Consider the following 25,145-nt stretch of genomic DNA (forward strand, 5'->3'; position numbering starts at 1 on the left):
TCACATGGGCTGGACGTTGGGACGGGCCAGGCGCTCCGCCGCCAGGGCGACCACCATCAGGAAAACCAGCGACGTCAGGAAATAGCCCAGGCTCGCGTCGTGCGAGGAATAGGCCTCGAAATAGGCCGAGCGCAGCAACTGCATGCCGTGCGCCAGCGGCAGCCACAACATCCAGGGGCGCAGGTGCTCGGGCAACTGCTCCGACACGAAGAACACGGCCGCGAAGATCTGCAGAAAGCGCTCGATGATCGGCGCCAGCCTGAGAAAGAAATGCCAGAAGGTCGCGATCGATCCGAACAGCACGCCCAGCGCAGCCCCGAAGCAGCCCATCAGCACGACAAAGAGCAGGAACCCCGGCCAACTCTTCGGCAAGGTGATGAGCTCCAGCGCATGGCCCGCGCTGATCAACACCATGAAAACCGCTATGTACACCGATACATAAATGAGCGCCTGCACCAGCGCGCACATCAATGGCGTGACGCCCTGGAAGTTCAGCAACCCGCGCGCCGATACATACGCCGTACTGCTGCGAAAGACGATCTGCCGGAACATGATCCAGGTGGTGGCGCCCAACAGCGAGAACGTCTGCACGTCCATGCCCATGATGTAGTGCGTGCCCATCAGGATGTACAACGACGAAATCAGCGTCAGCAGCACGACCGGACCGACCAGCGCCCATACCAGCGCGATCCGGCTCTCGCCATGCATGACCCGCAGCTGGTAGATGAACATCGCCAGCAGCGTGCGGCCCACCGGCCGGACCTGCGCCGAGTGGCTGGGGTCGTGCCCCTGGTGCAGGTCCTGCAGGCGCTCCCGCAATATCGCCAGGTCGCCGGCTTCGTCCGGCGGCACCTCGACTTCCAGCGCAATGTCGTTGCGCGAGGCATGCCGGCGCGCCTCGCGCGCCTCGTCCTGCTTGCGCCGCTCCACGCGCCGCGCATGCGCGGCGGCCAGGCGCTCGTCTTCCGCCACCAGCTTGGCCGGCATGTATCCGGGCGCGAACACCTCCACGCCGTCGCGGATGTCCATTTCCAGCAAGCGCACGATGACGCGCAGGCGCCGCCGCGAAAAGTCGGCCAGCGTCTCGTCGACGGCGCTGCGCGCGATCTCCGCGTCCAGCTCCGCCTGCACCGCTTCATACACCGTGCGCCGGGCGGCCACCGAATCGTGCGGCTCGCCCTGCAGCCGCGCGATCAACGGTTTCAGCAGGACCGCCGGCGTGGCCTTCGCTTCAAACAGCGCGGCCGGATCCAGACGCCACGCCGCGCCTCCGGACCCTACCGTGTAGTTGCCTTGCTTGCGGCGCGAACGCCAACCCTTGATCCGATCCTCGTTACTCATCGACACGCTATTGATTCACGCCCGACGAGCCGCCCGAATCGCTGTCGATCGCCCGCGTTGCGCTGAAGCCGGCGCTCATGGTGACGCGGAATGCCGACAGGACCTTCTGCACCTGGGTGAAGGGCGCATCGGATATGTAGATGGCCTGGCCTTCATGCACGCTGAACTCGCGCGCCAGCGCCACCTGCTCGGGACGCGTCAGGTCGAACTGGTAGACCACCGGCAACTGGTCCGGCTTGCCTTCGACGCCGGCCTTGGCGGGCGTGAACAGGAACACGGAACGCGGATCCGCCAGCTTGTCGTCCAGGCCCCTGGAGTCCGCCAGCGCATCCAGCACGGTGTAATTGCGCTTGCTAATGGCCACGCGCCCCTGGTTGCCGGCGGCGCCCAGCACGGTCAGGTATTCGCGCGAGTCGTACGCGGTAATGACGTCGCCCGAGCGCAACAGGATGTCGTTGTTCTGGTTGCGGTAGATATCCGACAGGCGCACCGACGCCACCTGGTTGTCGCGGCGCAGGCTGATGACGAGCTGCTCGGGATTGGTCTGCACCGGAGCCGCCTGCGCCAGCGCGCTGCTCAGGCGCTGCGCGGTCTGCGTGATGGGATACATGCCCGGCTTGGTCAGGTTGCCCTGCACCGTCACCATCTGCCCGCGCGCATCGGCGGCGCGCGTCACGCTGACGTCGGCGCCCACGACGAGCTTGGCCAGACGCGCGACGACCGCGTCTTGCAACTGCGCCAGGGTCATGTTGGCGGCATGGAATTTCCCCAGGATGGGGAAGCTCACGTTCCCCGTCGGGTCTATCTCCTGGTTGCCCAGATCGCTCACGCCCGAGGGGTCGGCCGCGAACACGCCCAGCCCGCCGCGCTCCCACACCTTCACGTTGATGCCGTCGCCCGGCACCAGGCGGTCGAAGCCGGCCTGCGTCAGATCGCGGTATCGCACCGGAAAGTCGGAAACGTCGGGCACCCGGCTCGCCTGCGCAAGCTCGCGCGACACAGGCATCACGATGACATCCTTGGCATCGTGAGCCCCCGTCATCTCGCTCAACATCGGGCCGGAACGCGGCAGTTGGCAGCCCGTCAACAAAAGCGTGGCTATCACCACCGTGGCCAGGGCCGCCTTGCGCCGCGGTCCTGCAGCCGGGACGTACATATGCATAAGATCCTTTGTTTCAACGGCCGGTCAGGCCTGCATCAGGCGCGGCTCGATATCCATGCGCTCATCGTTCTCGGACACGGCCATGACAGGCATGCACAGGCCCATAAACTTGGTCAGCATGGCATCGAGCGAAAACAGCTTCTGCGCCCGGTCCCGGCTGTTCGTCCTCAATTGCTCGTTGCTGCGCACCTGGTCCACCATGGAGGCGACCTTCTCGCAGGCCTCGTGCAGATCGGGATGATCGACGCAGCTGAGCAGATGGCCGGTTTCGTTCTCCACGAAGCACTCGCCCGCGCCGCCCGCCGGCGTCGAGATCACCGGCACGCCCACGAGCTGGGCCTCGATCAGCACGTTGGGCAAGCCTTCGTAGCGCGACAGCAGGACGCTGGCGTCCATTTGCGAATACCAATAGCCGACGTGGTTGGACAGGCCGACCAGCAATAGCCGGTCGGTCACGCTCAGTTCCTCAGCCAGCGCCTCGATGTTTTCCCGCAGGCGGCCATCGCCCACGATGACGAAGCGCGCCTGTGGACGCTCCTTCAAGTACATGGCGGCCAGCTTGATCCAGAGCTGTGGCCGCTTGTCCGGCTCCAGCCTGAACACGCCGCCGATGGTCTCGGTGGCGTCGCTGGTGCTTTCCTGGAAGGCCTTCCACTTCTCCACGTCCGCGTCGGACGCGTCCAGCGCCAGATCCGGCACACCGTTGTACAGGATGTGGAAGCGCGTGATGGGTATGCCCAGCCATTCCGAATAGGCCTCCGCGGCCTTGCAGCTATTGCTGACGAACACCACCCCGGGCACCTGGGCCAGGGCCTGGTACAGCTCGGGATACTCTTCGCGGAAGCGGTCCTTGCGGATGTTCGGCGGCAGCCCGCGGAAGACCAGGTGGATGGTCGGCGCGCCGGCCAGCAACGCGGCAAGCGCGCCGAACAGGCACGTGCCGTCCTGCCACAGGCTCACCACGTCGAAGGGATTGGCCCGCAGAACCGGCGCCAACCGCGTCACGCCGTAATGCACGGGCGGCGGCAATTGCTCCAGCAAGCGGCCCAGATTGCCGTCGGGCACGGTCTGGTGGGACACGGAAATAGCGGGCAGGCGATTGATTTCCGTGACCGGAATCTGCGCCTTCACCAGCACGGGCAGGAAGAAGTCCAGCCCCTGCTTCTTGGTCGAGCCCGCCGGCTCGGTGTGCTGCTTCACCATGACCTCGACCTTCTTCGGCAGCATGTGCACGTCCGCCGGCCGGCGCTCGGGCGTCTCGGCCAGCCGGGTCAGTTCGCCCGCAAGCCGGGTCAGCTGCCGCTCGGCGCCGCCGGGACCGAGGCTGCCCGTCACCAGCGCCACCGATACTGGCTTTTCCACCGGTTGCTCGACGATCTGCCGGTCGCGGAAGTGCAGGATCGCGTGCTTCATCGACACGATCCGGACGTCCTTTCCGACCAGTCCTTCCTCGGACTCGAAGCGCTGGTAGAAGACGTAGTCGCTGGCCAGGTCATTGGCCAGCTCCGCCGCCTTGCTGCCGGGAGCCAGATGCTTCATCACCGGCGCGATCGCATCGTAGGCGTCCGCCAGCAGGCCGCGCTTGCGCAACCGCTTGGCGAATTCGACGCGCATGTTGCGGTCCGTGTTCTCGGAGATCAGCCGGCGGAACAGCTCGTCCGATTGCTTGTGCGCGCGGATGTCGCTGAGCAGCTTGGCGCGGGAAAACAGGCGGTCCGGGTTCTGCGTCGACGGCGGCAGATGGCGGTCGACCAGCGACAAGGCCTCGTCGATCTTCCGTTCCTTCACCAGGCGCGTGGCGCAGTAGCGGACGATCAGAAAATCGTCCGGGCACTCCTGCAGCAGGGTCGCCCACTGATCGGCCATGCCTTCGTTCAGGCCGGCTGCTTCCTTCAGCCTGAGCAGCAGGAAGCGGACCTTCGAGTCTGCCATGTAGTCGCGCGCCAGCGCTTGCGCGCGGGCCAGGTTTTCCTGCGCGACTTGAACCCGCACCGACGCCGTGACGATTTCCTCCAACTGAGCCTGTACCGCTTGAAGACCGGACGCAACGTCCACCCGCTCGGTAGTCAGTGGGGGATTCATGCGGCCTTCCTCCTGTTGATCTTCTCGATCCACACCAGGCAGCGTTCGATGTAGTGATCGAACTGCGCCGGGTTCTCGGAACGTTCCTTGAGCTGGCGCCAGTAAGGCAGGGCCTGCTCGAAGCGGTGCAGCCGCATGGCGCCGACGGCGGCCAGGCGCAGGCCGATGGGATCATCGGACACGAGCTTCAGGATCCGCTCGCCCAGCGCCAGGCGTTCGGTGGTGCTGGCCGGATCCAGCGCGCGCGCTTCGGCATACAGCGCGGCGATGATGCGCCGCTTTTCGTGGTCGACTTCCGTCATCGCGGGCCACGACTGCGCCACGCGCTCCAGCAGGTTCCAGGCAGCCTGGTGATCGCCTGAGGACAGGATCTCGCGGGCACCACGGATGGCGCGGGGGCCGAGCCTGCCCAGCTGACGCTGCGCTTCGTCCTTGGCGCTCTGGTCGGCCGCGGTGTGGTCGAGCACCGTCTTGTAGGCGTCGATGGCTTCGCCGAACCAGCCGCCATGGAAGGCGACCCGGGCAAAGTGCAGCTGCGTGCTGAACGAGGCGGGATCATTGGCGGCAGCTTGCTCAAGATGCCGCATGGCGGTCTTCTTGTCGCCCAGCGCATCGGCCGCGCGGCCGCGCATGGCGTGCAGTTCGGGGAAATCGACCTGGGAATCGAGTGCGATGTCCGTGAGTTCGATGACGTCCTTGTGATTGCCCGCCACCAGCGCGGCCCGCACGCCCAGACGCATCGCACGCTCGAAGGCGCGCTGCGCGCGCGCGCCGGCCAGGGCATCCGGATTGAGCAGACGATGCGCGCAGATCCGTTCGGCCGCATCGCGCAGGCGTCCTTCCTCCAGCGCGCGGCCGCCTTCATCGACCCAGGCCTGCGACTGCGAATGCAGCCACGCGCCGATGTCTTCCTGTTCGCTGTCCGCCAGCTTGCGCGAGACCGCCAGCATGGCCGCGGCCTGGATGCAGCCGCGCCACGAAGCTTCCTTCACGAGTTCCAGCACGTCGCCATCGGCCAGCGCGGGGGATTCGGCGGCCAGGCTGCGCAAGCCGGCGCGGTCCCCGGCCAACAGCCGGTCACGCCACAGCATCGCAAAGCCGCGGCCATACGTCGGCATGGTCGCGCGGACCTCGTGGACCCAGCGGATGGCGGCTTCCATGTCGCTGCTGGCCTGCAGCAGGGAGAGCACCGTGTCGGCGGCTTCCACCGCTTTCTCGTCGTCGGGCGAGGAGATGCGGAACAGCTGCTTCCAGTTGCCCAGGGATTCGTCCACATAGCCCAGCTGTCCGGCGGAAACGGCCGCGATGCGCACGATTTCCGGGGTCTCGATCTCGTCGCCCAGCAGGCCGGCGGCCAGCGAGTACGCCACATCATGGCGTCCCAGCTTGAACTGGTTTCGCATCAGGATCTGCTCGGCCTTGCTGCCGGACGCCAGCGCGCCATCGGCGCTGCCCAGCAATGCCAGCGAGCCTTCGTAGTCGCCCAGCTCTTCCTGGATGCGCGCGAACAGCAGCGTGTGATCGGGCAGTCCGGGGTGACGGCGCAGCACGTCGCGCAAGCGGCGCGAGGCCTCGCGCAGATTGCCGGCGTCCCAGAGCTTCTCGATGCGGTCGACGCTTTCGTCGGCGGCGAGCTTGGGCGCGGAAGACTGCGGCGTGGACGCGCTCAGGCGCGGCCGTATGAAATTCTTGAACCAGTCGGAGCACAGGCGCTCCGCGAAGGCCGGCGTGTAGTGGGTCAGGTCGAGCCCGCCGTTCTCCATCGCGTCGGCCTGGCCGATCTTGTTCATCAGCGGCGTCGGATCGTAGCAAGGCACGCCGATGCGCTGCGCGCTGGCGGTCACGGCGGCGATCAGCTGTTCGCGCTGTTCAATCGGCGCGTTGTCCGGCGTGTAGGCGTTGACGTGGGTGACGAACACCACCTTGTCGCGGCCCAGCAGGTCGACGAGCTGGTTCATCTCCTGCTCGATCTCTTCGTCCGTCTGGTCGCGCTTGACGATGCGGGAGAGCAGGTCCCGGTCTTCCGGGGTAAGCGCCTTGAAGACCGGCTCCTGATCCAGCAGGGCGCGCCGTTCGGTGAGGCGGTCGGCGTTGGCCAGCGACCAGAACATCCGGGTGCGCGCGCGGTCGGCGAAGAATTCGCTGAAGTAGCGCACCAAGTAGTTGGACTGTATCGGGTAGCCGTCGATGGCCAGCAGCTTGCGCGAGGACAGTTCGACCACGTACAGGTCGGCCGGCTTGTGCGTCCCGCGCAGCGCCTGTTCGCCGTTCGAGGGGCGAAAGATCACGCGCTGCACGTCGGCGGGAATCTCGGCTTGGCCGAACATGAAGCGCGCCTGCTGCAGCGCTTCGGCGCTGGTGTGCACGAAGCCGTAGTTGCGCCCGAGTTGCAGCTTGATCGGGTAACGGCCCACCCCATCGCGCAGCGGCGTATGGATGCGGCAGGTTCCAATCGGAGCAGTGGTAAAAGCAGCCATTCAGGGCTCTCCTCTAGAGATCGATCGTGAGCCTGAACTCAAAGAGTCCAGTACAGGAGGTCGGACTGAAGCCGCTTGGTGTCAAGCACGGACTTCAGGTCGCATACCATGCCGCCGCTCTTGACCAGAGTCGGCATGTCGTCCCAAATCGAGTCCATGGTTTCGCGGTGCGGCACCGCGAGAATGAGCACATCCATATCCCGGAACTGATCGCGCTCCACGAGCTTGATGCCGTACTCGTGCTCCATCTGCTCCGGGTCGACCATCGGGTCGCAGGCGACCGGAGTGATGCCGTAGTCGCCCAGCGCCTTGTACAGGTCGACCACCTTCGAATTGCGGATGTCGGGGACGTTCTCCTTGAACGTCATGCCCAGGATGCCGACGCGGGTCGAGGCATTGAGGCGGCCGTTGCGCGCCAGCGTCTGAACCACGCGCGACGCGACGTGGCTGGCCATGCCGTCGTTGATGCGGCGGCCGGACAGGATGACTTCGGGGTGATAGCCCAGTTCCTGCGCCTTGGACGTCAGGTAGTACGGATCGACGCCGATGCAGTGGCCGCCCACCAGGCCGGGCGAGAACTTGAGGAAGTTCCACTTGGTGCCGGCGGCCGCCAGCACTTCCGAGGTGCGGATGCCGACCAGGTCGCAGATCTTCGACATTTCGTTCATCAGCGCGATGTTGATGTCGCGCTGCGTGTTCTCCAGCACCTTGGCCGCCTCGGCGACCTTGATGGAAGAAGCGCGGTGCACGCCGGCGTCGATGATCTGCTCGTAGACGCCCGCGATGATTTCCAGCGATGGCTCGTCCTGGCCGGACACGATCTTGACGATCTTTTCCAGCGGATGCTCACGGTCGCCCGGATTGATCCGCTCGGGGCTGTAGCCCAGCTTGAAATCGATGCCGCAACGCAGGCCGGACACCTTCTCCAGCTCCGGTCCGCAGATTTCCTCGGTCGCGCCGGGATGAACCGTGGATTCGAAAACGACGATGCAGCCAGGACGCAGCACGGGGCCGATGGAGCGGCAGGCGCGGACCAGCAGCGAAAAATCCGGATTGTTCTTTTCGTCCACCGGAGTCGGAACGGCGACCACGAAGAAGTCGCAGCCTTCCAGTTCTGAAATCTGGTCGGTGAACTGCATGGGGGAAGCCAGCAATACGTCGCGCTCGATCTCGCCAGTCCAGTCATCTCCCTCTTTCAGTCGTGCGATCCGGCGCTTGTCCACATCAAAGCCGATAACATCAAAGCGCTTGGAAAATGCCACTGCCACCGGCAGGCCTACATATCCAAGGCCACACACTGCGATTCTCTTTACCACGGGGGACCTCACTGTTTTCGTCGTGTCGAGGACACTAGAAATTGACGTCCGGAGGCGCGAATTCGATAGGGAATCGAATAATGTTTGCCCTATTCCGGACGGGCGTATTGCTTAAAAATTATTACAGCTCGATACGCCGTAAAACGGTTTTGGCGACGAGCCAGGGAATCGTAAAGGCCATAGTCAGCAAACTTCTTTCTAAAAATTTTTATTGCTGTGGAAATACGTCAGATTCGCCGTAATAAACCCCGGGAAATCCCTCAAACAATTACATCCATTACATAAATCGCAACATTGTTCCGCCGGGCAATTGTTAGTGAATATTAAAAAGCGTTTTTCCTGGTTCGATTTAACCAAAATGAAAAAACATAATCCCGGCAAGGGGTTATTTATTAATAGCCCCGGGAAATGTCATATTCCAAAACAGCACGGCTACAGTCATTATTCAGACATAACAAAGCCTGACTCGCGCGTTGCAGGGAGTAAGTGGTCGCACACGCCGTTTCCGCGCAAAGAGAAAATCCCGTCAAGGCGGGCTTTTCTATGACCGAGGCCCCCTGCTGTGCGCCAAAAGCTTCTCACCGCGGATCCAACCGGCCGCAGCCTGTACGCCGTCGGCCAAGTGAAGATACAAACGGCGCCGCCGCTACGCACTCTTGCCCCGCCCATGTCGGCACAAGGCGAGTACCAGCATGGCCGTCAGGCCAAAACACACCGCAGACGATCCGATTTTGGGAATAAGCGACTGTTTTCGATCGTTTAGCCCGCACAACGGGCGTCGATTACAGATAATCTTTACCGGTCACATTACGTAACTTTCCGAAATGACCACATCTCCAACCTCCGATGGCCCGAAGCTTCCCTCAAAGAAGCAACTCGCACTCAGCGTTACGTCGGCGCTCCGCGTCGCCGGACCTGATCGCGATGGCAAACCGCACAAGCTTCGTCAAATCGACGTCATGCGCCGCACAGGCATGTCGCGGACCACGCTGAAACCGCTCCTGGATACGACCGATTCGAGCCAGCGCAACCCGGACCTGTCAACGCTTCAAAAGCTGGCCGAGGCGATGGGAGTGCCCGTGGCATTCCTTCTGATGACACCCGACGATTGGCGTGGCCTGATCAAAGCGATTGGAACCCTGGCGGACTACCAGACCGCCGCGCGCGGCTTGGTCACCGACTCTCTGGGAGGCCCGGCGTTTGCGGAAGTGATTCTAAGGCGCTGCAAGGTCCACCCTGAATACCCTCCATTTGGCGTGGCCTATGACGCCCAGGAAATTCGGCGACTCGACGCCCGCAATGAGTGGCGACGTAGAACCAGCCTTGTGATGGCCGCGCTAGCCCAACCTGCGGCGCGAGGCGATCACCGCAAGTTTGCCGACTTGACCGCGCTGGCCGCCGCTCTGGCCAACGAAATGACGCCATTCAATCCCAGCAACTCAACCCAAACCCATGACCATTGACACCCCTTCCATGACTTCCCTAATCTCCGATCCCGATCTCGCACAGGTACTGGACGGCGCCGACGTCGACGACCTCGCCGTACTGATTGATCACATTACCGACAAGGGCGAAGGACGCATCTCGCTTTCGTCGGCAGCTTGCAAGAAACTCGTCGACGCGAAATCAACAGGGCGCGCGGATGAAGCCAGCCGGGCTTTGATCGCCGAAGAACTACAGCGCTTTGGCGGCAACTCGCTTTTCAATCTGATGCGAGGCGGCGCCGGGGTGCCCTACAAGGAGGTGCTCTGCGACGTGGCGAGCCACGTCAACGCCCGATACTCTTCCAAGAACGACTGCGCGCAAATCGAGATCGCCATCCTGGAGGCGATACTGGAGCAATCGCTGGACAAGATGAGCGAGCAGGACAAAGAGAACCTGTTTGCCGAATTCGGCAGCACCTATGTCCCGGGCGCGGGCCCCGTCGTAATGGCAGCGTTGCAGGCTGCAATCAAGGCCTCCGGCTTCGGCGCATTCAAGCTCGCGGCAGTCGTGGCAAACGCCATCGCCAAGGCCATCCTGGGAAGAGGTTTGGCCTTCGGCACCACGGCTGGGCTAATGCGCGGCATCAGCGTATTCGCCGGCCCGATCGGCTGGGCCATCACCGCGATCTGGACCTTGTTCGACCTCGGCAGCCCGGCCTACCGCGTAACGGTGCCATGCGTGGTTCAAATCGCCTACATGCGCCAGAAGGCCGCATATCGCAGTTGCCCGGCGTGCTCGGCAATGGTCGATATCGGCAAAAAGTTCTGCGGCGAATGTGGCAACCGCCTCACTTCCCTCCTTCCGGCTCCGGCCTCGTCAAACTGAGATACGGGCACACATCATGTTGGTCATCATCTCTACGCCGTTGCGTGTTGTCGCGTCCTACGCTATCGCCATGGCAGTCGGCGCCCTGCTGGCACGTCGTGCTTTGGAAGATAAGAACACGCTCGACTAGCGGCATGGGCTTCCAAAATCAACGCACCGACAGCAGCGACATTCCCTGTTCCCCTCTCGCAGAAAAAAAATGAACACCAATCCCTTCACCGAAGAAATCGAAACGCTGGAGCGTAACCACGACGCGGCCAGAAACGAGTTGGACCGCTGGAAGGCGAAGCTCACCTGGTTCGAGGGCGTCAACCTCGACCAAGCCACGGGTGAGCTCATGCGCACTCAGCGCACGCAAGCCGAAACCCAGACGCGGCTTGTAGCCATGCGCCTGGGCCTTGTCGACCTGGCGACGACGGTACAGCGCCTGGAGGAAGAGGCGGGCATGGGGATCGACCCGCGCCACTGGTTCTCGTCCGAACGTGCGATTGCAAAGAGGCAACTGGCAGCGATGCAACAGAAGCTGGCCGACGGAAAAGCGTCGATTTCAAGCATGGAAGCGGCCATCTCGAATGCTGCTGTAGCCGGTCGAGATATCCAAAGCAGAATCGAAAAAGCGCGGGTCTTCGACCCTTTGCTCGCGCAGTCGACAATCGTCGCGCTTCAAACCACCATAGAACGGCTTGCCCCCCAACTGGCCGCTTTGCGTCATCGCAGCGACAAGCTGGACGAGACCTTGCTGGAACCGCAGCAACGTTTGTACGACGAAGAGAGGGAACGCACCCAGCTCCTGGACCGGATCGAGCTCGCGGAGAAATTCGAGGACGAGCTCAGCAAGGCCGCAAGCTATGAGAAGAGGCAGATACATTCAAGATGCGGCAGCCGGCTGGGAGACGAGAGACCCGGAGTCATCATGCGGGAAAGCCGCAAGGCGCTGCGTCGTGTTGAGGCCGACATTACGAAGCTTCGCGCCCGAATCGCCGAACTTGTCAAAATCGCCAGTCGGGATGTCAGGAACATCGTTATCGACGGCAACAACCTGTGCTACGAGGGGGGCAGCGGGTTTATCGGCCTGGCAGCGCTTGAAGCCATCGTCCCGATTCTCGCCGAAGCCTACAAGGTGACGCTGATTTTCGATTCCGGCATCCGCGGCAAACTGAAGTTATCCAACAAGGACATTGAAGCGGCCTTTCCGGACGCCGCTCAAGTGCACGTTGTCGCGAGCAAGCGCAAGGCCGACGAACTCGTCCTGGACGTTGCTGGCGACGACCGCTACACGTTTGTTCTCAGCAACGACCGGTTTGCCGACTTCCCCGAAAAATCCGCGGTCAAGGAAGCACGCGTTTTGCAGCACGAAATCTTCTGCCAGATGGCGCGCATCTATGATCTGCGGATCGAGGTCCCTTTCGATCTCCAGGCGGAACAAGAGGCTGCGCCATGAAAACTCCGCGAGCCAGATAAGGCCCCGATGAAAAATAGGCCGCAATCAGCGGCCTATTTTTCGTCTTCACTGCTGTGGCTCGCTTGCCGGCCTTACTCGACCGTCACGCTCTTGGCCAGGTTGCGCGGCTTGTCCACGTCCGTGCCGCGGGCGCATGCCGTGTGGTACGACAGCAGCTGCAGCGGGATCGTGTGCAGGATGGGCGAGAGCTTGCCGTAGTTCTCGGGCATGCGGATCACGTGCATGCCTTCGGCGCTCTGGATCTTGCTGTCGGCGTCGGCAAAGACGTACAGCTCGCCGCCGCGGGCGCGCACTTCCTGCATGTTGGACTTCAGCTTTTCCAGCAGCTCGTCCTTGGGCGCGATGGTGACGACGGGCATGTGCTCGGTCACCAGGGCCAGCGGGCCGTGCTTGAGTTCGCCGGCCGGATAGGCCTCGGCGTGGATGTAGCTGATTTCCTTGAGCTTGAGCGCGCCTTCCAGGGCGATCGGGTAGTGCATGCCGCGGCCCAGGAACAGGGCGTTTTCCTTGGAAGCGAAGCGGTCGGCCCAGGCCATGATCTGCGGCTCCAGGGCCAGCACCGAGCCGATGGCCACGGGCAGGTGGCGCAGGGCCTTCAGATGCTCGGCTTCCTGCTCTTCGCTCAGGTGGCCGCGCACCTGCGCCAGCGTCAGCGTCAGCAGGAACAGGGCGGTCAGCTGGGTGGTGAAGGCCTTGGTGGAGGCCACGCCGATTTCAACGCCGGCGCGCGTGATGTACGACAGCTTGCACTCGCGCACCATGGCGCTGGTGGACACGTTGCAGATGGTCAGCGTGTTTTCCATGCCCAGCGAGCGCGCGTGCTTGAGCGCGGCCAGGGTGTCGGCGGTTTCGCCGGACTGCGAGATGGTGACCACCAGCGAGCGCGGGTTGGGCACGCTGTCGCGGTAGCGGTATTCGCTGGCGATTTCGACCGCCACGGGGATCTTGGCGACGGACTCGATCCAGTACTTGGCGGTCAGGCCGGCGTAGTAGCTGGTGCCGCAGGCCAGGATCAGCAGGGAATCGATGTCCTTGAAGATCTTGTAGGCCTGGTCGCCGAACAGTTCGGGCGTGATGGCTTCGATGTCCTGCAGCGTGTCGCCGACGGCGCGCGGCTGCTCGAAGATTTCCTTCTGCATATAGTGGCGGTAGGGGCCGAGTTCGGCCGCGCCGGTGTGCACGTGCACCGTGTGGACTTCGCGGTTCACGTTCTTGCCGTTGGCGTCGACGATCCAGACGCGCGAGAGCTGCAGGTCGACGACGTCGCCGTCTTCCAGATAGATGATCTGGTCGGTGGTGCCAGCCAGAGCCAGCGCGTCGGAGGCCAGGAAGTTCTCGTTCTGGCCCACGCCCACGACCAGCGGCGAGCCTTGGCGCGCGCCGACCACGCGATGCGGTTCGTCGCGGCAGAACACGGCGATGGCGTAGGCGCCATGCAGGCGGCGCACGGCGTTCTGCACGGCCTCGAACAGGTCGCCGGCGTACAGGTGGTTCACCAGGTGCGCGATGACTTCGGTGTCGGTCTGGCTTTCGAACACGTAACCCACGGCCTGCAGCTCGGCGCGCAGTTCGTCGTGGTTCTCGATGATGCCGTTGTGGACCAGGGCGATGCGCGGCTCGTCGTTGCCCAGATGCGAGAAATGCGGGTGGGCATTGTGCGTGGCCGGCACGCCATGGGTGGCCCAACGGGTGTGGGCGATGCCAGTGAAACCGCTGACCTTGTCCTGCGCAACCTGTTCGGCCAGTTCGGCCACGCGCTGCGTGCTGCGCGTGCGGCGCAGATGGCCGTCGGCGTAGACGGCGACGCCGCAGGAGTCATAGCCGCGGTATTCCAGCCGCTTGAGGCCTTCAACGAGGATCGGGGTGATGTCGCGCTGGGCGACGGCGCCAACAATGCCGCACATAGGAGAGTGCTCCGGTAAGTTCGTGTACCGACGCATTGTGCTCGCGCCACAAAGAAATTTGATTTCTTTGTTTGTCTACATATGGAATTTAATTCCCTTACATGATTGTGATTAAATTATCTTTCTCGAATTAGGATTTTTTGAAATTTATCATGCAAAACGCTCCAATTCCGCTGCCTGAGCTGGACGATCTGGACCGGCGCATTCTTGAACAGTTACAACAAGACAGCTCGCTGACCAACCAGGAACTGGCGCAGCGCGTGCATGCCTCGCCCCCGACCTGCCTGCGGCGGGTCCGCCGGCTGGTGGACGAAGGGGTGATAGACAGGCAGGTGGCGATCCTGTCGGCGGAAAAGCTGGGCAGCACGCTGACGGCGATCGTGGAGATCACGCTGGACGTGCAGGCGGCGGAAAGCCTGGACGCCTTCGAACAGAGCATGCTGACGGAACCCGCGGTGCTGCAGTGCTACCGGGTATCGCCGGGGCCGGACTTCGTGGTGATCGCGCAAGTGAAGGACATGCCGGCCTATCACGCGCTGGTGCACCGGGCCTTCACCGCGCAGGCCAACGTGCGCAACGTGCGCACGTTCTTCTCGGTTCATCGGGCCAAGTTCGAGACCCGGATAGACCTGCGCGCCTGATGCGCGGAGGGATCAGCGGCGGCCGACCAGGCGCTCGAACTGCGCCAGGTAGCGGTTGCCCATTTTCTGCACGTCGTGCTCGTTGCGCACGTAGTCGTAGGCGCGTTCGGTAACTTCCTGGCGGAAGGCCGCGTCGTCCAGGCAGCGGGCCATGCCTTGCGCCATGGCCTGGAAGTCGCCCACCGCGCACAGCACGCCGCGCCCGTCGGCCAGGCTTTCCTTCAGTCCGCCGGCGTCGGTGGACACGACCGGCACGCGTTGCAGGAAGGCGTCCAGCACGCTGCTGCCCAAGGCCTCTTCCTCGGAGCTCATGACGAAGACGTCCAGGATGCTGTAGAAGTCCTCGACGCCCTTGCGAAAGCCGGCAAAGCGGTAGACGTCCTCGATGCCGAGCTTGCGCGCCTCGTCCTTGGCCTGCTGCTCGCGGTCGCCGCCCGCGCCGAAGTGCAGGAACACGAAGTCGCGGCGCGTCCTGGCCAGTTCGCCCACGGCGCGCACCAGGGTGACCGGGTCCTTGTCTCGGATCAGCGCGGCGGACGTGGCCATGACCTTCTTGCCGGTCAGATCGAATTCGCGCACCAGGTTGGCGACGTTCTCCGCATTGATCTGATGCGGCTCGACCGCGCTGCGGATGATGACGGGCTCTATGCCCAGGCGGCGCGGTTCGCTGGCGGCCATTTCGCTGATGGCCACGAACAGGTTGGCGCGGCGCCACTTGAAGCCGGTCTTCCATTCCTCGCCGGGCTTGACCACGAAGGAGGTGCGGCGCGAGAAAGCCACCGGACGGCGGTGCAGCCATTTGGTCAGGACCGCCCAGGTGATCGTGTTGGCGGTCTGCGCGTGGATGATGTCGTAGCGGCCGGCGCCGGCCAGAAAGGCCAGCTGCCCCGGCACGTTGCGGCAGGTATGGGCCACGAAGCCCTCCTGGCGCGCACGCTCGGCCAGCGGCGCGCCTTCGCGGCACATCACTTCGACGTCGTGGCCGGCCTTGCGGAAGGCGCGCATGCAGTACAGCGTCTGCCGTTCGCCGCCGCGCCAGCCTTTCTCGAAGTTCAGCTGCAGGATCTTCATGCGCGGCCGATGCCCGAGTACTCGAAGCCCAGGCCGCGCACGTCCGCGGGCGTGTAAAGGTTGCGGCCGTCGATGATGAGCGGCGTCTTGAGCAAGGCCTTGACGCGGTCGAAGTCGGGTGCGCGGAAGACCTTCCATTCGGTGGCGATCAGCAGCGCGTCGGCGCCGTCCAGCGCGTCGTACATATCGGTGGCGAAGCTGATGCCGGGCTTGCCGGCCAGCACTCGGGCCGCCTCGCGCGTGGCCACGGGATCGTAGGCGCGCACCTCGGCGCCGCGGCGCGTCAGTTCGGCGATGGCCGTCAGGCTGGGCGCTTCGCGCATATCGTCGGTGTTGGGCTTGAAGGACAGGCCCCACAGCGCGATCTTGCGGCCCTTCAGGTCTTCGCCGAAGCGCTCGACCAGCTTGTCGGACAGGCGGAACTTCTGCGCGTGGTTGGCGGCCTCTGCGGCCTCGATCACGCGCATGGGCAGGGAATTCTCGGCGGCCGTGTTGACCAGCGCCTGCACGTCCTTGGGGAAGCAGGAACCGCCGTAGCCCGCGCCGGGATAGAGGAAGTGATAGCCGATGCGCGGGTCGGCGCCGATGCCGCGGCGCACCTGCTCGATGTCCGCGCCCAGGGCCTCGGCCAGGTTCGCCATTTCGTTCATGAAGGAAATGCGCGTGGCCAGCATGGCGTTGGCGGCGTACTTGGTCAGCTCGGCCGAGCGCACGTCCATCACCATCAGGCGGTCATGGGTGCGCTGGAAGGGCTCGTAGATGCGGCGCATGACGCCGATGGTGTAGTCGTCGTCCGCGCCGACCACGACCCGGTCCGGGCTCATGAAGTCGTTGATGGCGGCGCCTTCCTTCAGGAATTCGGGGTTGGACGCCACGCTGAACGGAATGTCCACGCCGCGCGCGGCCAATTCGCGGGCCACCACGTCGCGCACCTTGTCGGCCGTGCCCACCGGCACGGTGGACTTGTCCACGATCAGCTTGCGCGCCGTCATGTGGCGCGCGATGTTCTGCGCGGCGGCCAGCACGTACTTCAGGTCGGCGGAGCCGTCTTCGCCCGGCGGCGTGCCGACGGCGATGAACTGCACATCGCCGAACGCCACGCTTTGCGCGACATCGTCGGTGAAGTGCAGCCGGCCCGCCTGCACGTTGCGGCGCACCAGGTCTTCCAGGCCCGGCTCATAGATGGGAATGCCGCCCTGGTGCAACAGGGCGATCTTCGCCGCGTCCACGTCCAGACACATGACGTCGTTGCCCATGTCGGCCAGGCATGCTCCCGACACCAACCCCACGTAACCGGTACCCACGACCGTGATTTTCATGCCTGAACGCCTTCAAAATAGGTAATCGTCGCGCCGGATGACTGTAGTCCAGCGCCGGCCGTCATTATAGAAGCGGCCGGGGGCCTGGGCCCGCCGGGCCGGGAAAGGCCGCCGCGCGGGCACCAGGGCCCACGCGGCAGGGCGCTATGGGCGCAACTTGCTGAAGCGCACGGTATTGACCACCACGGCAAGGCCCGCGCAGACGGTCCCCAACACCAGGGCCAGGCCGGGGCCATGAGCCACGCTGATGCTGAACGCGATCGCGACCAGCGCCGTGCCGAAGCTCTGGCCAAACACCCGGGTCGTGGCCTGCAGCCCGCCCGCCGCGCCGCTGCGCGAACGAGGCGCGGCCGACAGCATGGCGCGGTTGTTCGGCGTCTGGAAGAAGCCGAAGCCCATCCCCGCCACGAACATGCCCGCGATGATGGGCCAGTTCGAGACCGTGGCGGGCAGCGCCGCCAGCCACAGCATGCCGACCACCATCGAGGCCGCGCCTATGCCGCTGAGCGTGGCGGCGGAATAGCGGTCGGACAACCGGCCCGCCAGCGGCGCGATGAGGGCGGTGCCCACCGGCCAGGCGCCCATCAGCATGCCCACTTCCAGGTAAGGCCGGCCCAGCACCTGCTGGAAGTAAAACGGCAGGGACACGTAGGACGCCATCTGCGCCGCGAAGGTGCAGGCGGACGCACCCACCGCGAAGGCCAGCGGCCGGATCCGCAGCAGGTCCACCGGCACCAGCGGCGCCGGCTGCTTGCCGACACGGCGCACCAGCACCAGGCCGACGACCGACGCGATCGCCACCAGCCCGATGCCGCGCAACAGGTCCATGCCCATCATGTCCACGCCGGAAATGAAGACGCCCAGGGTCAGCATGCACAGCAGGGCGCTGATCCAGTCCAGCTTCACGTTGTTGCGCGGCACTTCCGGCAGGTGGCGCAGGCCCAGCATGGTCAGCGCGCAGATCGGCAGGTTGACGGCAAAGATCCAGGGCCAGGGCGCCACCGACAGGATGGCCGAGCCGATGGTCGGCCCCAGCACCGACATGATGGCCACCGTGGTGGCGTTGAGGCTGATGCCTCGTCCCAGCAGTTTCAGCGGATAGATGTTGCGCACCAGGCCGCCGAACATGCACATCAGCGACGCCGCGCCTATGCCCTGGAACACCCGCGCCGCCGTCAGTTGCCAGAGCGTGCCAGCCAGGGCACAGCCCAGCGAGGCCAGCGTGAACAGCATCAGGCCGAAGGTGAACATGCGGCGAAAGCCGATGCGCTCGGCCAGCGCCGACAGCGGCAGCAGCATCATCACCACTGCCAGGTTGTAGGCGTTTACGATCCAGACCGCCTGGGCCGGCGACGCATTGAGGTCGACGGCGATCGTGGGCAGCGCCACGTTGGCGATGGTGGTGTCCAGGACCGACAGGCTGATGCCTGTCATGACCGTGGCCGCCGCCCAGTACCGGCGCGGCGTGGGCAAGCCGTCGGGCGCGGCGGGCTTGGCGCCGTTGCCCGGCGCCTGCTCGCTCTGCCCCGTCACGATTTCTTGACCGGGCGCTGCCATCCGTCGACGGTGACCTGCTTGGCGCGCGACACCGTCAGTTTCTCGGCCGGCGCGTCGCGGGTCAGGGTGGTGCCCGCGCCCAGCGTGGCGCCGCGGCCGACGCGCACCGGCGCTACCAGCTGCGTGTCGGAACCGATGAAGGCATCGTCCTCGATCACGGTGCGATGCTTGTTCACTCCGTCGTAGTTGCAGGTGATGGTGCCCGCGCCCACGTTCACGCGGGCGCCGATGTCGGCGTCGCCGATGTAGGCCAGGTGATTGGCCTTGCTGTCGGCGCCCAGCACGCTCTTCTTGATTTCGACGAAGTTGCCGACGTGGCTGCGGTCGCCGAGCTCGGCGCCCGGACGCAGGCGGGCGTAGGGGCCGACGCGCGCGTCGCGGCCGACCTGCGCCTGCTGCAGATGGCTGTAGGCCTCGATATGCGTGCCCGGGCCGACGCTGACGTCGCGCAGCACGCAGTGCGGGCCCACGCGCACGCCGTCGGCCAGCGACACCTGGCCTTCGAACACGCAGCCCACGTCGATGAACACGTCGCGTCCGCAAGTGAGCGAGCCCCGCACGTCGAAGCGCGCCGGATCGGCCAGCGTCACGCCGGCTTCCAGCTGGCGGCGGGCCTGTTCGGCCTGCCAGCGGCGCTCCAGTTCGGCCTGCTGCACGCGGCTGTTCACGCCCAGCGTTTCCCACGAAGCGCCCGGCTGCGCCGCGCCCACCGGCACGCCGTCAACCACCGCCAGTCCGACCACGTCGGTCAGGTAGTACTCGCCCTGAGCGTTGTTGTTGTCGATGCGGGACAGCCAGTCCTTCAGCTTCGCGGTCGGCGCGGAGAGGATGCCGGTGTTCACTTCCTTGATCTCGCGCTCGGCGTCGGAAGCATCCTTGTGCTCGACGATGCGGCAGACGTTGCCGCTGGCGTCGCGCACGATGCGGCCATAGCCGGTGGAGTCCGCCAGCACCTCGGTCAGCACGGCGGCGCCCGCGCCGCGGGCGGCCAGCAGGCGTTGCAGGGTTTCGGGCTGCACCAGCGGCACGTCGCCGTACAGCACCAGCGTCACGTCATCCTTGCCGTCGCCTTCGAGCAGCAGCGGCACCGCCTGCTGCACCGCGTGGCCCGTGCCTTGCTGCGGCTGCTGCAGCACGAAGTGCAGGTCCGGCTGGCCTTCGTAGGCCTGTTTGACACGGTCGGCGCCATGGCCGACCACGACGATGATGCGCGCGGGCTGCAACTGGCGCGCGCTGTCCAGCACATGGCCCAGCATGGGTTTGCCGGCCAGCGTGTGCAGCACTTTGGGGAGGTCGGACTGCATGCGTTTACCCAGTCCGGCGGCAAGAATTACTACGTTAAGCATAGGTTCCAATAGGTTGAATGGCGGCCGAGAGGCCTTGCGGCCGTCTTGCCCGACGATTTAAGGAGAGGACCGCCGCTAGCTGGCGTCCGGTCCGGTTTTCTTGGCGGTCTTGGCAGCCTTGCGCGGCGCTGCTGGCTTGCGGGCTGCCGGTTTGGACGCCTTGGCGGCAGGCGCGGCGGCGGCCTTGGATTCGCCCGGCTTGGCCTTGGCCGCGGCATCGGCGCCGGCAGCGGCAGGCGCCGCCGGCATGGAGGCCGCGGTGGCGGCCGCGATCTGGTTGAACTGCTGCTGCAGCAAGTCCCACCAGGCCTTGGACGCCGATTGCGCCGCGGCGCCCATCTGCTCGCTCATGCCGGGCGCGGCGGCCTGTTGCTGCCCCTCCGCGCCTGCGGCTTGCGCGCCCTTGGCCTTGCCGTCTCCGGCTGCAGGGCCGCTGGCGGCCGCCGGCTTGGAGGCGGACTTGGGCGCGGGCTTCAGGCCCAGCACCACTTCCAGCGGCGACGCCGCGCTGCTGTCGTGGAACGCGCCCATGTCCAGATTGGCCGCGCTGTCGACGAAGGCGCGCAGCGTGCTGATGGTGGAGCGCTGGACTTCCATGCCCTGGATCGTGCTGGACAGCATGGACAGGTTCATGCGCAGCCAGTTTTCCACCGAGCGCAGTTCGGCGATGCGGCGGTCCAGGTCTTCCAGGTTCATCGGGGGAGCCATGGGCAGGCTGCTGGCCAGGCCCCCGGGCCCGGTCAGGCCGGCCCAGGCCTGGCGCATCATTTCCATGCTGGCCAATAGCGGGTTGCCCGACAAGTCGGAATTCTGGCCCATGCCGGGTAGGACGAACGGGTTCGTGTGTTGGTCGCTCATTCCTGGTCTCCCCTAAGACAGATGATGGTCGCCGACAGGCGGGATCATCCCCGCAGCAGCTGGTTGTTCTCCACGCGCACATGGTCGCCGGACGCGAAGGCGAAGGGCTGCGCGCTGCGGAACTGGCGCGTGCTGCCGTCGCTCATGCGCACCGTGAGTTCATAGTGCGTCACCGTTTGTTGCTGTCTGATATTACGCTCAACTTCACGGCCTGCCAAAGCGCCGCCCACCGCGCCCAGCACGGTCAAGGCCGTCTTGCCGCTGCCGCCGCCGAACTGGTTGCCCACGACGCCGCCGACCACGCCGCCGCCGATGGTGCCGATGAGGTGGTCGCTATTGTCCTTGACGGGCACCTGCACTTGCCGGATCGATTCCACCACGCCGCAGGTCGCACAGGCCTGCGGCGCAGGCGACTGGGGCGCGGGGCGCTGGGCAGAAGGCGCCTGGGCCTGCGGACGCTGCGCGGCGGGCGCCTGGCCGCCTTGCTGGGCCTGCGCGGGCGGCACGGCGGCCTGGGGAGCGGGCGCCAGGTTGGCGCCTTCCGGACCGGCCTCGGCCACCGGCTCGTCGGCATGGGGATTGGCCGAAGGCGTGGGCAGCCAGCCCATCACGGCGGCAACGCCCACCGAGCACATGACGATGACGGCGACTGCCGCGGCGGCGACCAGGGGATGGAGGCCGCGGCGCGCGGCTTCGAATTTCGAGGATGTATTCATGACGATGCTCCATCGTTACTAACCGGCAGTGGTATAGCACCCGGGCGCGGTTTCGGCGTGTTGCGATGGTGACGCTTCTTTGCAGCGCGCAGGCTGGTGGACAGCCTTGCCCATTCGTGGACAATAGACGGATGGATCCCATTACCCTGCCCCAGCTCGAACAGGCAATCAACTACTGGCGCAATATTTCGCCGTCGGTGGGCGACGAATCCCGCCTGTGTCCCGAGGCTGCCGCGCTGGCCACGCCCTACGCGCTGATGATCATGGCGCACCGGCGCGAGATCCCCGTGGCCGAACTCAGCGATCTGGCCCGCGCAGCGCTGGCCGGCTGGGCCGCCACCGGCAAGTAGGCAGGCCCTGACAGCCCGCTAGCTCACCCCTTGAGCAGGGCCTTGATGTCCTGCGTCAGAGCATCCACCCCGATGTTGTTATTGGCCAGCACGCGCGATTCGCCCTTGCCGTCCAGCAGGTAGAACGCGGCCGTGTGGTCCATCGTGTAGCTGCCGTCCTTGGTGGGCGCCTTGGCGTAATAGGCCTTGAACGACGCGGCGGCCTTCTTGACCTGATCCGGCGTGCCGGTCAGTCCCAGGAAGCGCGGATCGAAGGCGGTGACGTACTGCTTGAGGACTTCGGGCGTGTCGCGCTCGGGGTCGACCGAAATCAGCAGCACCTGCACGCGGTCGGCGTCCGGGCCCAGCTTCTTCATGACTTCGGACAGTTCGGCCAGCGACGTCGGGCACACGTCCGGACATTGCGTGAAACCGAAGAACACGACGACCACCTTGCCGGCGAAATCGGACAGCTGGCGCGTCTTGCCGTTGTAGTCGACCAGCTCCATGCCGCGGCCAAGCTGGGTGCCGCTGATGTCGCTGCCCTTAAACACGGGCGCGTTGTCGCCGCAGGCGGCCAGGGCGGCGGCGAAAGCAGCGGCTGCGCCCACGCGCAGGATCAGCCGGCGGCTGGCGGAAAACACGGGCATCGATAACCTCCGGGGGATCAGCGCAGCAGGCCGACCCAGTGGTCCACCAGCAGGGCGCCGAACAGCAGCGCCAGGTAGAGTATGGAAAAACGGAACATGCTGCGCGCCAGCTCGTCGCTGTAGGCGCGGTACAGCCGCCATGCGTAGGACACGAACATGCCGCCCAGCGCCAACGCGGACACCAGGTACAGTTCGCCGCTCATGCGGATGGCATAGGGCAACAGCGTCGTGGCCACCAGCGCCACGCTGTACAAGAGGATGTGCAGGCGGGTGAACTGGTTGCCGTGCGTGACCGGCAGCATCGGCAGGCCGGCCTTGGCGTAGTCGTGGTTGCGGTAAAGCGCCAGCGCCCAGAAGTGCGGCGGCGTCCAGATGAAGATGATCAGGACCAGGATCCAAGCTTCGGCCGGCACCGAATCCGCCACGGTGGCCCAGCCCAGGGCCGGCGGCATGGCGCCCGACAGGCCGCCGATGACGATGTTCTGCGGCGTGCGCGGCTTGAGGATGACGGTATAGATGACGGCGTAGCCCACGAAGGTGGCGAACGTCAGCCACATTGTCAGCGGGTTGACCAGGTGATACAGCACGAACATGCCCGCGCCGCCCAGCAGGCCGGACATGCTCAGCACCTGGAACGCGGAAATGGTGCCCTGCGCCGTGCCGCGGCGCGCGGTGCGCAGCATGCGGGCGTCGATTTCCTGTTCGATCAGGCAATTGATGGCGAAGGCGGCCGCGGCCAGCAGCCAGATGCCCAGGGTGCCGAACAGCACCCGACGCATGTCCGGAATGCCGGGCGCCGCCAGGAACATGCCGATCACGGCGCAAAACACCGCCAGTTGCGTCACCCGCGGCTTGGTGAGGACGAAATACTGGCGGAACAATCCGGGTTGAGGAGCGGCAATACTGGTCATAGTGGGCCCTATTTTAAACGCGCACCGAATTGGGGCCGTAGCCCCCGGCAGGCGCACGCCCAGCTGTGGACAAACGCACCATCAAAACCACCGCGGCCAGGGTCAGGCCGGCGGCGCCTCCATTGTGCAGCACCGCGATCAAAAGCGGCCACTGGAAAAAGATCGTGGTCAGGCCGGTCAGCAGTTGCGCGCCCAGCAACGCCAGCATCAGGGTGGCCGGCCCGCGCAGGCCGGGCTCGGCGCGCAGGCGCCACGCCAGGATGCCGAGGTACAGGAACACCACGAAGGCGAAATTGCGATGGACCCAATGGATTGCGGTCAGCGCCGGCTGGGAAATCATCTCGCCCGAAGGCAGTTCGCCCAGGGCCCGAATGATGGAATAGCCGCCGTGGAAATCCATTTCCGGCACCCAGGCGCCGTGGCACATGGGGAAGTCCATGCAGGCCAGCGCGGCGTAGTTGGTGCTGACCCAGCCGCCCAGGGTCACCTGCACCAGCAGCAGGGCGAAGCCGCCCGCCACCCAGGGCTTCCAGCGCGCGGCCGCCGCGGCCACGGCCAGATGCGGGCGCTCGCGCGCCGACAGCCAGGTCATCAGGGCCAGCACCGACAGGCCGAACACCAGGTGCGCTGTCACGACGACGGGCATCAGCTTGTGCGTCACGGTCCAGGCGCCGAACGCGCCCTGCACGCAGACCGCGACCAGGGTCACGATGGCCAGCGCGGGCGAGCGGCCCAGCTGGCGCCGGTAGCGCCACGCCATGTAGACGATGCCGATGATGAGCATGCCCAGGATCGAGCCGACGTAGCGGTGGATCATCTCGATCCAGGCCTTGGACAGGGTGACCGGGCCGAATGGCATGGCCTGCGAGGCTTCATGGATGTCGCCCATCGCGCCCAGCGGCGTGACGCTGCCGTAGCAGCCGGGCCAGTCGGGGCAGCCCAGGCCGGAGTCGGTCAAGCGCACGAAGGCGCCGAACATGATGAGGTCCAGCGTCAGGAACCAGGTAAAGAAAACCAGCTTGCGATAACGCGATTTGATGCGTTCGATATCCATAAACATCCACTCTGCGGCGCCGCTCGCGACGCCTTGAAACCATGCCTGCCGAGGCTCAGCCTATTCTTGAGTTGTAGACCAGCTTGCTGATGTCCTTGCGCACCTTCACGCCATCAGCCTCGGCAGGGTACTGCATCATCAAATTGCCCAGGGGATCGATCACCCAGATCGGATCCTGCAGGCCGGGCTGGCCCGCGGCCGAGTCGCGCGCCAACAGGAAACGCGCCAGCTGGTCCGGGTTGGCGCGCACCATGATCGTGCCCTGGTAGGCTTCCAGCACCTTGTCCGGCACGGGCGCATCGTCGGTGATGAACCAGACGCGCGTCAGCCGGTCCACGTTCTTGCCCTGGCTGGCGTGGCTGTTGCGGGTGATGAACAGCTTGCGGGCGCAGCTTTCGGGGCAGGCTCCGCCATCGGCCGCCACCAGCAGCCACTTGCCCTTCAGGCTTTGCAGGTCGAAGGGCTGGCCGTCCAGCGTGGTCAGGCGCAGCTCGCCGGCCGCGGGCATGGGCCGCTGCGGACTCACCAGCGTGCCGTAGTTGCTGGACTCAGCGGGCCACCATTGCGGATTCATGTAGACCACGACGGCCGCCACGATGGGCGCGAGCGAACACAGGAACACCAGCAGCATGGGCGTCA

General features: G+C 65.2%; 21 protein-coding genes. 5 read left to right on the forward strand and 16 right to left on the reverse strand.

Annotation, left to right across the window (positions count from 1 at the left end; all coding sequences use genetic code 11):
• The 5 genes from HWY37_RS22680 to HWY37_RS22700 are packed head-to-tail and all read right to left on the reverse strand — an operon-like array spanning position 1 to position 8,360.
• Positions 1-1,341, reverse strand: coding sequence for an ABC transporter permease (locus HWY37_RS22680; RefSeq protein WP_176089909.1), 1,341 nt, complete (start codon positions 1,339-1,341; stop codon positions 1-3).
• A gap of 7 nt (positions 1,342-1,348) precedes the next feature.
• Positions 1,349-2,503, reverse strand: coding sequence for a polysaccharide biosynthesis/export family protein (locus HWY37_RS22685; protein ID WP_176089910.1), 1,155 nt, complete (start codon positions 2,501-2,503; stop codon positions 1,349-1,351).
• Between the two features lie 24 nt (positions 2,504-2,527).
• Complete coding sequence (locus HWY37_RS22690) at positions 2,528-4,585, reverse strand: glycosyltransferase (RefSeq protein ID WP_176089911.1); 2,058 nt, start codon at positions 4,583-4,585, stop codon at positions 2,528-2,530.
• Entirely contained in the window at positions 4,582-7,062 is a 2,481-nt protein-coding gene (locus HWY37_RS22695; RefSeq protein WP_176089912.1) for a hypothetical protein, read from the reverse strand. Before HWY37_RS22695 ends, HWY37_RS22690 begins: the two co-directional genes overlap by 4 nt.
• 38 nt (positions 7,063-7,100) lie before the next feature.
• Entirely contained in the window at positions 7,101-8,360 is a 1,260-nt protein-coding gene (locus HWY37_RS22700) for a nucleotide sugar dehydrogenase (RefSeq protein WP_175207823.1), read from the reverse strand.
• Positions 8,361-9,202: 842 nt separating this feature from the next.
• Here HWY37_RS22700 and HWY37_RS22705 point away from each other — a divergent pair.
• The 3 genes from HWY37_RS22705 (at position 9,203) to HWY37_RS22715 (ending at position 12,129) form a co-directional block, all read left to right on the forward strand.
• Complete coding sequence (locus HWY37_RS22705) at positions 9,203-9,841, forward strand: helix-turn-helix domain-containing protein (protein WP_176089913.1); 639 nt, start codon at positions 9,203-9,205, stop codon at positions 9,839-9,841.
• Positions 9,831-10,688 (forward strand): ubiquinol-cytochrome C chaperone family protein, encoded by an 858-nt coding sequence (locus tag HWY37_RS22710; protein WP_217706408.1) that lies wholly within the window; start codon positions 9,831-9,833, stop codon positions 10,686-10,688. Before HWY37_RS22705 ends, HWY37_RS22710 begins: the two co-directional genes overlap by 11 nt.
• Positions 10,689-10,887: 199 nt before the next feature.
• Complete coding sequence (locus tag HWY37_RS22715; protein WP_176089914.1) at positions 10,888-12,129, forward strand: hypothetical protein; 1,242 nt, start codon at positions 10,888-10,890, stop codon at positions 12,127-12,129.
• Positions 12,130-12,221: 92 nt separating this feature from the next.
• Here HWY37_RS22715 and glmS read toward each other — a convergent pair whose 3' ends face one another.
• On the reverse strand, positions 12,222-14,054 hold the full coding sequence (glmS, locus tag HWY37_RS22720) for a glutamine--fructose-6-phosphate transaminase (isomerizing) (protein ID WP_175207822.1): 1,833 nt from the start codon (positions 14,052-14,054) through the stop codon (positions 12,222-12,224).
• Between the two features lie 152 nt (positions 14,055-14,206).
• On the opposite strand from glmS, the gene HWY37_RS22725 reads away from it, so the two are divergent.
• Complete coding sequence (locus HWY37_RS22725; RefSeq protein ID WP_175207821.1) at positions 14,207-14,695, forward strand: Lrp/AsnC family transcriptional regulator; 489 nt, start codon at positions 14,207-14,209, stop codon at positions 14,693-14,695.
• 12 nt (positions 14,696-14,707) lie between these two features.
• Here HWY37_RS22725 and HWY37_RS22730 read toward each other — a convergent pair whose 3' ends face one another.
• From HWY37_RS22730 to HWY37_RS22755, 6 genes are all read right to left on the reverse strand, one after another.
• On the reverse strand, positions 14,708-15,766 hold the full coding sequence (locus tag HWY37_RS22730; RefSeq protein ID WP_175207820.1) for a glycosyltransferase family 4 protein: 1,059 nt from the start codon (positions 15,764-15,766) through the stop codon (positions 14,708-14,710).
• Positions 15,763-17,085 carry a UDP-glucose dehydrogenase family protein gene (locus tag HWY37_RS22735; RefSeq protein WP_176089915.1) on the reverse strand — a complete coding sequence of 441 codons (1,323 nt, stop codon included), beginning with the start codon at positions 17,083-17,085 and terminating at the stop codon, positions 15,763-15,765. Before HWY37_RS22735 ends, HWY37_RS22730 begins: the two co-directional genes overlap by 4 nt.
• A 144-nt stretch (positions 17,086-17,229) precedes the next feature.
• The gene (locus HWY37_RS22740) at positions 17,230-18,642 is read right to left on the reverse strand and encodes an MFS transporter (RefSeq protein ID WP_175207818.1); all 1,413 of its coding nucleotides are present in this window, start codon (positions 18,640-18,642) and stop codon (positions 17,230-17,232) included.
• Complete coding sequence (gene glmU, locus HWY37_RS22745; RefSeq protein WP_175207817.1) at positions 18,615-19,988, reverse strand: bifunctional UDP-N-acetylglucosamine diphosphorylase/glucosamine-1-phosphate N-acetyltransferase GlmU; 1,374 nt, start codon at positions 19,986-19,988, stop codon at positions 18,615-18,617. Before glmU ends, HWY37_RS22740 begins: the two co-directional genes overlap by 28 nt.
• A 75-nt stretch (positions 19,989-20,063) precedes the next feature.
• Positions 20,064-20,846 carry a PhaM family polyhydroxyalkanoate granule multifunctional regulatory protein gene (locus HWY37_RS22750; protein WP_175207816.1) on the reverse strand — a complete coding sequence of 261 codons (783 nt, stop codon included), beginning with the start codon at positions 20,844-20,846 and terminating at the stop codon, positions 20,064-20,066.
• 44 nt (positions 20,847-20,890) lie between these two features.
• The gene (locus tag HWY37_RS22755) at positions 20,891-21,562 is read right to left on the reverse strand and encodes a glycine zipper 2TM domain-containing protein (RefSeq protein WP_176089916.1); all 672 of its coding nucleotides are present in this window, start codon (positions 21,560-21,562) and stop codon (positions 20,891-20,893) included.
• A 131-nt stretch (positions 21,563-21,693) separates the two neighbouring features.
• Between HWY37_RS22755 and HWY37_RS22760 the strand changes: the two genes are divergently transcribed.
• A complete protein-coding gene (locus tag HWY37_RS22760; RefSeq protein ID WP_175208926.1) occupies positions 21,694-21,912 on the forward strand; it encodes a DUF3717 domain-containing protein in 219 nt (72 codons plus the stop codon).
• 23 nt (positions 21,913-21,935) lie between these two features.
• On the opposite strand, the gene HWY37_RS22765 is transcribed toward HWY37_RS22760, so the two are convergent.
• From HWY37_RS22765 to HWY37_RS22780, 4 genes are all read right to left on the reverse strand, one after another.
• Entirely contained in the window at positions 21,936-22,541 is a 606-nt protein-coding gene (locus HWY37_RS22765; protein ID WP_175208927.1) for an SCO family protein, read from the reverse strand.
• Between the two features lie 17 nt (positions 22,542-22,558).
• A complete protein-coding gene (gene cyoE, locus HWY37_RS22770) occupies positions 22,559-23,452 on the reverse strand; it encodes a heme o synthase (protein WP_175208928.1) in 894 nt (297 codons plus the stop codon).
• 13 nt (positions 23,453-23,465) lie between these two features.
• Positions 23,466-24,500 carry a COX15/CtaA family protein gene (locus tag HWY37_RS22775; RefSeq protein ID WP_175208991.1) on the reverse strand — a complete coding sequence of 345 codons (1,035 nt, stop codon included), beginning with the start codon at positions 24,498-24,500 and terminating at the stop codon, positions 23,466-23,468.
• A 61-nt stretch (positions 24,501-24,561) separates the two neighbouring features.
• Positions 24,562-25,137, reverse strand: coding sequence for an SCO family protein (locus tag HWY37_RS22780; RefSeq protein WP_373418169.1), 576 nt, complete (start codon positions 25,135-25,137; stop codon positions 24,562-24,564).
• Between the last annotated feature and the right edge of the window lie 8 nt (positions 25,138-25,145).

Origin of the sequence: Achromobacter anxifer, from assembly GCF_903652925.1 — a bacterium.
Classification (GTDB): domain Bacteria; phylum Pseudomonadota; class Gammaproteobacteria; order Burkholderiales; family Burkholderiaceae_B; genus Achromobacter; species Achromobacter anxifer.